The 7,702-nt window shown below is 65.4% G+C and carries 11 protein-coding genes; all 11 read right to left on the bottom strand.

What is annotated here, in order from left to right; translation table 11 throughout:
* A partial coding sequence (locus ACESMY_RS15870) for a F0F1 ATP synthase subunit alpha (RefSeq protein WP_372785587.1) occupies window positions 1-1,057 on the bottom strand: 1,057 nt, incomplete at its 3' end.
* Window positions 1,054-1,923, bottom strand: a complete 870-nt coding sequence (locus tag ACESMY_RS15865; RefSeq protein WP_372785586.1) for a hypothetical protein — start codon at window positions 1,921-1,923, stop codon at window positions 1,054-1,056. The genes ACESMY_RS15865 and ACESMY_RS15870, both read right to left, overlap by 4 nt.
* Window positions 1,924-1,925: 2 nt before the next feature.
* Window positions 1,926-2,207, bottom strand: coding sequence for a F0F1 ATP synthase subunit C (locus ACESMY_RS15860; RefSeq protein WP_372785585.1), 282 nt, complete (start codon window positions 2,205-2,207; stop codon window positions 1,926-1,928).
* 24 nt (window positions 2,208-2,231) lie between these two features.
* Window positions 2,232-2,933, bottom strand: coding sequence for a F0F1 ATP synthase subunit A (locus ACESMY_RS15855; RefSeq protein ID WP_372785584.1), 702 nt, complete (start codon window positions 2,931-2,933; stop codon window positions 2,232-2,234).
* The gene (locus tag ACESMY_RS15850; RefSeq protein ID WP_372785583.1) at window positions 2,923-3,237 is read right to left on the bottom strand and encodes an ATP synthase subunit I; all 315 of its coding nucleotides are present in this window, start codon (window positions 3,235-3,237) and stop codon (window positions 2,923-2,925) included. The genes ACESMY_RS15855 and ACESMY_RS15850 overlap by 11 nt, the downstream gene beginning before the upstream one ends.
* Complete coding sequence (locus ACESMY_RS15845; RefSeq protein WP_372785582.1) at window positions 3,230-3,565, bottom strand: AtpZ/AtpI family protein; 336 nt, start codon at window positions 3,563-3,565, stop codon at window positions 3,230-3,232. The genes ACESMY_RS15850 and ACESMY_RS15845 overlap by 8 nt, the downstream gene beginning before the upstream one ends.
* A complete protein-coding gene (locus ACESMY_RS15840) occupies window positions 3,558-3,947 on the bottom strand; it encodes a F0F1 ATP synthase subunit epsilon (protein ID WP_372785581.1) in 390 nt (129 codons plus the stop codon). The genes ACESMY_RS15845 and ACESMY_RS15840 overlap by 8 nt, the downstream gene beginning before the upstream one ends.
* Window positions 3,937-5,415 carry a F0F1 ATP synthase subunit beta gene (atpD, locus tag ACESMY_RS15835; protein ID WP_372785580.1) on the bottom strand — a complete coding sequence of 493 codons (1,479 nt, stop codon included), beginning with the start codon at window positions 5,413-5,415 and terminating at the stop codon, window positions 3,937-3,939. Before atpD ends, ACESMY_RS15840 begins: the two co-directional genes overlap by 11 nt.
* Complete coding sequence (locus ACESMY_RS15830) at window positions 5,416-5,550, bottom strand: hypothetical protein (protein WP_372785579.1); 135 nt, start codon at window positions 5,548-5,550, stop codon at window positions 5,416-5,418.
* Between the two features lie 255 nt (window positions 5,551-5,805).
* Entirely contained in the window at window positions 5,806-6,999 is a 1,194-nt protein-coding gene (locus ACESMY_RS15825) for an acetate/propionate family kinase (RefSeq protein WP_372785578.1), read from the bottom strand.
* A complete protein-coding gene (rpe, locus tag ACESMY_RS15820; protein ID WP_372785588.1) occupies window positions 6,996-7,676 on the bottom strand; it encodes a ribulose-phosphate 3-epimerase in 681 nt (226 codons plus the stop codon). The genes ACESMY_RS15825 and rpe overlap by 4 nt, the downstream gene beginning before the upstream one ends.
* Window positions 7,677-7,702 lie beyond the last annotated feature (26 nt).

The raw sequence follows: 7,702 nt of genomic DNA, 5'->3' as shown, positions 1-7,702 counted from the left end.
GCGATAGATAGATCTGGCCATCGGTGATCGAGATCAGATTGGTCGGGATGTAGGCGGAGATATTCTGCGCTTCGGTTTCGATGACCGGGAGGGCCGTCAGCGAACCCCCGCCAAGGTCTTCGCGCAGGTGAGTGCTGCGCTCCAGGAGCCGCGCGTGAATGTAGAAAATGTCGCCTGGAAAGGCTTCGCGCCCGGGCGGACGGCGCAGCAGAAGCGACAGTTCGCGATAGGCTCGCGCATGGTGCGTCAGGTCGTCGTAGACGATCAGGACGTCGCGCCCTTGCTCCATGAAATGCTCGGCGATCGTCGTGGCGGCATAGGGCGCGATGTAGGCGAGGCCCGGCGGGTCGTTGCCTTCGGTCACCACCACCACAGTATGGGCCATGGCGCCATTTTCCCGCAGGGTCGCCACGGCCTTGGCGACGGCGGAGGCGCGCTGCCCAATGGCGCAATAGACGCAAAGCACGTTCTGGTCGCGCTGGTTCAGAATGGTGTCGATGGCGATCGAGGTCTTGCCTGTCTGGCGGTCGCCCAGGATCAGTTCGCGTTGGCCGCGCCCTACCGGGATCAGCGCATCGATGACCTTCAGACCGGTCTGCAAGGGCGTGGTGACGGGCGCGCGGTCCATGATCGGCGGTGCGGGACGTTCGATTGGACGGCGCGCGGTGGTGCCAACCTCGCCCTTGCCGTCGACCGGCCGACCCAGCGGATCGATGACGCGTCCCAGCAAAGCCTCACCGACGGCCACATCCATGACCCGGCCGGTACGCTCGACTTCGTTCCCCGCGTTGATGTGCGCGTAGTCTCCAAGCAGCACCACGCCGATCTCGTCCGCATCGACGTTGAAGGCGATGCCGAGCAGGCCGCCTGGAAACCTGACCAGTTCCTCGAAGCCCACGGACGGGAGCCCGGACACCTTGGCGATGCCGGTCGCGATGCTGGTGACGGCGCCGACCTCTTTGGGCGCCAACTCGGCAGTGAAAACCTTTAGCGTCCGGCCTATCGTCTTGAACGCGTCGTCGAACGCCGTGCTCAGATTTTCAGCCGCGCGCGTCATACCCGCTGCGCCTTGCGCTTGGCGGCGTGGGGTTTGGCCTTCGCCCTGGCCTTGCCCGTAACTGTCGCCTTGGCCACCGGCCTGGAGGCTGTCTTCGGTGCAGGCTGGTCCCGATCATCCAGCATCTCTGCGACGCCCTTCTCCAGTGCAACGAGATAGTCCGCGATGCTCCAGGCGATCTTTTGCCCGTTGGCGGCCAGTTCGATTCCGCTCACGAGGCTCGGTGCGGTTTCGAACCGGATCGGCACCTGGGTCGAGAAGGTCTCATCGAGCGCCTTCTGGATCGCGGCGCGTTGTCTCGCGGGGAGATCGAATGCGCTGCGCAGCAGGGCCGGCCCGGTGCTCGAGGTCAATGCCGTGCCGAACGTCACTTTCGCCTTGCCGGCCATGCCGCGCAGGCGGCGTGTGAACACCTCGGCCATCCGCTTGTCCAGGTCCGTGTCGGCGAGATCGGCCAGCGTCTTTTTGGCGATGGCGAAGACTTCATGCTGCGTCCGGCGACGAAGGGCCTGGGTGAGGGCGTGGGCGTCGGTCCTCAACGCCTCGTTTCGTTTCGCGCTGAGCGCGTCGGCCGCCTTGCGGGCGTCGTCGAGCAGCTTTCGGCCCTCGGCGGCCGCCTCGTCTGTCGCCGCGGTCAACAGCGCTGCACGTTGCTTGTCGAAGGCCTCATTCTTCTTCTGGAATGCATCGCGTTGGCTCTGCGCGTTCGCCTCTTTCGCGTCGGCGTCCGCGAGTTTGCCGGCGATCAGCTTCTCCCGCGCGTCGACAGCGTTGAGGATCGGCTTGTAGAGGAAGCGCTTCAACAACCACACCAGGACGATGAAATTGAGAGCTTGCGCACCGACGGTGAACCAGTCGATGAGCATGACTACTTTCCTGCGGCGTGGGCGATGACGTGGTTCCAGAACGGATTGGCGAACAGCAGGATCATCGAGACCACGAAGCAGTAGATCGCGATGGACTCGATCATCGCCAGGCCGACGAACAACGTGCGCGTGATCGTCGAGGCGGCGTCCGGCTGCTGCGCTAGGGAGGTCAGCGCCGTGGCGACCGCGCGCCCCTCGCCTAGCGCGGGTCCGATGCTGCCCAGGGCGATCGTCAGACCGGCCGTGACGATCGAAGCGATAGCGATGAGGGTAATACTGTCCATGGCATCATGTCCTGTCGTGGGTTTTCATGCGGTTGCTCCGTGCGCCGGGGCTGGCTTGGCCTTGCGGCCGCGCGTCGCGGCGGCGATGTAGACCCCAGCCAGGATGCTGAAGATGTAGGCCTGGACCATGCCGGTCAGCAGGCCGAGCGCGCTCATGGCGATGGGGAAGACGAAGGGCGTAATGGTCAGCAGGATGGCGATGATCATCGTCCCGCTCATCATGTTGCCGAACAGGCGGACCGCCAGAGCCAGGGTGCGCGATAGCTCACTGATGATGTTGAACGGCAGCATGATGACTGTCGGCTCGGTGTAGGATTTGAGGTAGCCGGCCAAGCCCTGTTCCCGGATGCCAAAGAACGGCACGGCGACCAGAACGCACAGGGCGAGCGCCGCGGTCGTCGAGAGTGACCCTGTGGGCGGCTCGTAACCCGGAATGACCGTGCACAGGCTGGCCAGGGCGACGAACAGAAACAGCGTGCCGAGGAAGCCGATATACTTCTCAGGCTGGCGCAGACCGACGTCGGCGATCTGTTTTTCGATCCCGGTGACGATGATCTCGAGGAGGTTCTGCCATCGAGATCGGTCAAGGTCCGTGGAAAGCTTGCGCGTGATCAGCTTCGATCCGACCGCCAATACGGCCATCAAGGCCCAGGTGAACACGATGGTGCCATTGAGCTTAAGAAGCCCGTGGCGCCAGAAGATCATGTCGTCCGGGCTAAGGCGCATTTCCAGCCCCTGCGGCGTGAACGAACCGATCTTGCATGGGCGGACGGGTCAGCCGAGAGGTCGCCAAGCGCGCCAGGACAAAACCTAGCAAGCACAGCAGCCAGCGCTCCCAACGTCCGCCGCCTACGAGATAGAACCCGCCCAGCGCCAGGGCCGTCCGAACCAGCTTGCTGCCAACGAACCAAAGCGCCGGCCGCGGTGACGACATCCCGCGCGCGACTGTCCACCAAAGCCCGCCAAAAAACATGATGCCCAACACCACGCCGGTGGCCAGAGCGCCCGCCAAGGGGAGGATCTCATGCATCGCTGTCCTCCTGCTCGTCGCGAATGGCTTGGTCTTCCTGAGCCACCCAGCGCCAGGCGTTAAGGCAGCCAATCGCGAGGCCAGCGGCCAGCAGGGCTAGCGTCCATGAACGGCCACCCGGGTGATGCCGGTCCAGCCAAAACCCGAGCGCAGCTCCCAGGAGGGTGGGTATGGTCACTGACCATCCGATCAGGCCCATCATTCCCAGACCGAACCAGACGCCCTGCCCGGCGTTGCGGCGCGCCTTGAGCTTGCGCGCCGCCTTCGCGCCAACAGCGCGCCCAAGCGCGGCCTCCGACTCAAGCTGGGCGTGGCGGTCTTCAGTCATTTCGCAGCCGCGCCATGCGCCGAACGAGGTTGCCTTCCATCTTGGCGACCGCCAGACGGACGCTCTTCTCCTGCTCGTCGAGGACCAGGAATTCGCGCTCGACGGCGGCGCGCAGCTGGCCGAGGTCCGTCCCCGCCTGAGCCCGGCGCACGGAGACCAGCACCTCCAATCCCGCCTTGACGAGCACGCCCTCATCAACGGCGACGAACACTTCTCCCTCCGCCTCGGTCTCGTAGGTGAGGATCCCGGGGGCCAGGGCGGCGACACAATCCAGGCGGTGAGGCAATAGGCCGAACGATCCATCGGGGGTCTCGGCGATGATCCGCAACACATCGGACTTCTGGGCGAAGACCTGGAACGGCAGAAGGAGCTTAAGATCCATGGGAGGCCAGCCCGTAGTCCGCCGACGCGTCGGGGGTGTTCGGCGACCGCGGCGCATTGGGTTTGGCCGGCGCCTTGGCTTCGCCGATGGCGCCGATCATGTAGAGCGCGCTCTCAGGGTAATCCTTGAATTCGTCCCGCAAGATGCGCTCGCAGCCATCGAGCGCATCTTCCAGGCTGACGACCTTGCCTTTGAGCCCGGTGAACTGCTCGGTTGTGAAGAACGGCTGGGTGAGAAATCGCTCCAGCCGGCGGGCGCGCAAGACGACGTTTCGGTCGTCGGGCGAAAGCTGCTCCAAGCCCAGCATGGCGATGATGTCCTTGAGGTCGGCGTACTGCGCCAGCGTGCGCCGGATCTCCTGAGCCAGGGCGTAGTGCCGTTCACCGACGATGCCGGGGGTCGCCATCTTGGAGCTCGACTGCAACGGATCGATGGCCGGAAACAGGCCTTCGCTGGCGCGCTTGCGCGAGAGCACGATCGACGCCGAAAGGTGGGAAAACGTATGGACCGCCGCAGGGTCGGTGAAATCGTCCGCCGGCACATAGACAGCCTGGATCGAGGTGATGGCGCCGGTGTCGGTGTTGGCGATCCGCTCTTCCAACCCCGACAACTCGGTGCCCATGGTCGGCTGGTAGCCGAGCCGTGAGGGCATCTGGCCCATCAATCCAGACACCTCCATGCCGGCCTGGATGAAGCGAAAGATATTGTCGACGAGAAGCAGGACGTCGCGGTGTTCGTCGTCGCGAAAATACTCGGCCATGGTCAGCGCGGCATGGCCGACGCGAAATCGGGCGCCCGGCGGCTCGTTCATCTGCCCGAACACCATGACCATGTTCGGCAGCACGCCGGCTTCCTTCATGGCGTCGTAGAGTTCTTCGCCCTCACGGCACCGTTCGCCGATGCCGCAAAAGATGCTCACGCCCTTATGATGACCGACCATGTTGTGGATCATCTCGGTGAGCAGCACGGTCTTGCCGACGCCGGCCCCGCCGAAAAGCCCCGCTTTGCCGCCCCGCTCCAACGGGACAAGAACGTCGATAACCTTGATCCCGGTCTCAAAGACCTCCGACTTGGTTGATCGCCGGGCCAGCGGCGGCGGAGCCCGATGCACCGAGCGCCATTGGACGGCGGACAACGCCGGCCCACGGTCGATCGTCTCACCGAACACATCGAACATCCGCGAGAGGATCGCTTCGCCGACCGGAGCGTTCAGCGGCCCGCCCGTGTCGAGGACAGGCATGCCTCGTGCAAGACCCTGGGTCGGCGTCAGGGCGATCCCGCGCACATGGTGTTCGTCCGGCTGGGCAAGCACCTCGATGACGACCTCGTTGCCCGATCCTGCGCGAAGCACGGTGTAGATTGGCGGAAGGCCCCCATCGAAGCGAGCGTCCACAACGCTCCCCCGAACAGCGACGATCACGCCCGACGTCGGGCGGTCCGCGGTGCCCGTGTGCGCCTTGGGGTCCATCTAGAGTTTCAGCGTGCGCAAGCGCAGCGCGTTGGCCGTGATCGATGCGGAATTCAACGACATCGCCAGCGCGGCGATGATCTGGCTCAGACGCAACATCGGACTGCGGTCGAGCGCGCGACTGTCCATCGCCATGGTGGCGCATCCCTTTCTTCGCGGTGTTCCAGGCCGGCCAGGACGGGCCATCTGGCTCGGCCAGCCCTGGGGCCAGCCGGAAGACGCGAAGCCATTGTCCACCGCAAAGAGGACAGGTTACCCATCCCGGGCGCCGACTGGTCAGGGTCGGAATCTACTCAGACACTTCCTATGCGCGGGCTCAATCGACGCAACTTGCGGCGCTTCAGGGGAGCCCTGGTCGGAAGCCGTCGCCGCTTCGAGAGGCGCCGCCGGCTATCGCGCTCGCCGTCTCTGGAGAACGCTCTGCGCGAGGCGCGCGATCATCGCTTCTTCATCGGTGGCGATGACGCGGACCTCAATCTTACTGTCCGGGGCACTGATGCAGGCGAGGCCGGCCGCGTTGGCGGCCTCATCGAGCCGTAGGCCGAGCCAGGCCAAGCGGGCGCAGATCTCCGCTCGGATGGCCGGCGCGTGCTCTCCTATTCCTGCGGTGAAGACCAGTCCGTCCAGCCCGCCCAGGGCGCTGACGAGCGCGCCCGTCTCGGTGGCGACGCGATAGGTGAACAGATCGATGGCTTCGCGCGCCCGCGGGTCGCTGCTGGTCAGCAGGGCCTGCATGTCGCCGCTGAACCCCGATACGCCCAACAGGCCGCTTTGCGCGTAGAGCAGGGTTTCGATGTCGGCAAAGCTATGTCCCTGTCGCCCAAGGTAGAGGATCACGCCTGGATCCAGGGATCCGCAGCGTGTGGCCATCACCAGGCCGTCGAGAACGCTGAACCCCATGGTCGTGGCGATGCTGCGGGCGCCGAGCAAGGCGCAGAGACTGGCTCCCGATCCCAAATGCGCCACGATCACCCTGCCCCGCGCCAGCGCCGGCGACAGCATTCCAAGCTTCCCAGCGACGTAGTCATAGGACAGGCCATGGAAGCCGTAGCGGCGAAGGCCGAGTTGCGCGAGCGCGCGTGGGACGGCGATCCGTGTCGCCACGGCCGGCATGGTGTGATGAAAGGCGGTGTCGAAGCAGGCGACTTGCGGCAGGCCGGGATGGATCGATGCGATCGCCCGCATCGGCGCCAGGCAATGGGGCATGTGCAGGGGATCTAGCGACGTCAGGGCTTCAAGTTCAACAAGTAGCGCAGGGGTAATCCGGGCCGGGGCGCCATGGTCAGCGCCGCCGTGCACGACCCTATGGCCGACAGCCGCCAATGCCTGCGGGCCAGGGTTTCGCTCGACGACGTCCAGAACAGCCTCAAGCAGCTCGCCGAAACCAGGTGTGCCGCCTGACCGCCAACGGCGGTCGGCCAGAACTCCCCCCTCGGCGTCGTGCACAAGCAGCCGCGGCGCCGTCGTGATCTCCTCGATCTCACCGCGTAGGAGGACGGCTCCGTCTTCCGCGGGGCAAAACAAGCCGAACTTCAGGCTGGAGGATCCGGCATTGAGGGCGAGAACCGACCCGTCGAACTTCACGGCGGGGACCCCCGGTCCGGTCTGCCCGAGCCGGCGTCGCGGATCGCGGCTATGGCCGCAGCATAGTCGGCCGATCCGAAGATGGCGCTGCCAGCGACGATCGCCGTGGCGCCCGCAGTGATCGCGGCGCCTGTGCTATCGCTGTTCAGGCCGCCATCGACCTCGATGACCGGGTCGAGGCCGCGGGCGTCACAGAGCGCCCGCAGCCGGCGGATTTTGGGGAGCATTTCGGGCAGGAACCTTTGGCCGCCGAAGCCCGGGTTGACCGTCATCACCAAGACCACGTCGCAGAGGTGCAGGACGTATTCGATCAATTCCACCGGGCTGGCGGGGTCCAGCACGACACCAGCCTTTTTTCCCAAATCGCGGATCTGCGACAGCACTGCGTGCAGGTGGACGGTCGCCGAGGCTTCGGCGTGGACAAGCAGGTGGTCGGCCCCGGCTCGGGCGAAGTCGGGGATGTAGCGCTGCGGCTCGACGATCATCAGGTGGACATTCAGCGGCTTTGCCGTGCTGCGCCGCAACGCCTCCACTACCACCGGCCCCAGGGTGATATTCGGGACGAAGCGGCCATCCATGACATCGACGTGGATCCAGTCGGCGCCGGCGGCGTCCACCGCGCGCACCTCCTCGTCCAGTCGCCCGAAATCTGCCGACAGGATCGATGGCGCCACGATGATGGATCGCCCCCCGAAGGCCTCGG

Source organism: Phenylobacterium sp. (assembly GCF_041691455.1).
Lineage (GTDB): Bacteria > Pseudomonadota > Alphaproteobacteria > Caulobacterales > Caulobacteraceae > Phenylobacterium.
Note: the sequence above shows the minus strand (reverse complement) of the source record. Positions and strands in the feature narration are given on the sequence as shown.

Bases quoted from the DNA above. Each gene is read 5' to 3' on its own strand.
- atpD (WP_372785580.1), bottom strand. From the start codon at position 5,415: ATGGACCCCAAGGCGCACACGGGCACCGCGGACCGCCCGACGTCGGGC.
- ACESMY_RS15840 (WP_372785581.1), bottom strand. From the start codon at position 3,947: ATGGATCTTAAGCTCCTTCTGCCGTTCCAGGTCTTCGCCCAGAAGTCC.
- ACESMY_RS15860 (WP_372785585.1), bottom strand. From the start codon at position 2,207: ATGGACAGTATTACCCTCATCGCTATCGCTTCGATCGTCACGGCCGGT.
- ACESMY_RS15855 (WP_372785584.1), bottom strand. From the start codon at position 2,933: ATGCGCCTTAGCCCGGACGACATGATCTTCTGGCGCCACGGGCTTCTT.
- ACESMY_RS15850 (WP_372785583.1), bottom strand. From the start codon at position 3,237: ATGCATGAGATCCTCCCCTTGGCGGGCGCTCTGGCCACCGGCGTGGTG.
- ACESMY_RS15845 (WP_372785582.1), bottom strand. From the start codon at position 3,565: ATGACTGAAGACCGCCACGCCCAGCTTGAGTCGGAGGCCGCGCTTGGG.
- ACESMY_RS15830 (WP_372785579.1), bottom strand. From the start codon at position 5,550: ATGGCGATGGACAGTCGCGCGCTCGACCGCAGTCCGATGTTGCGTCTG.
- ACESMY_RS15865 (WP_372785586.1), bottom strand. From the start codon at position 1,923: ATGCTCATCGACTGGTTCACCGTCGGTGCGCAAGCTCTCAATTTCATC.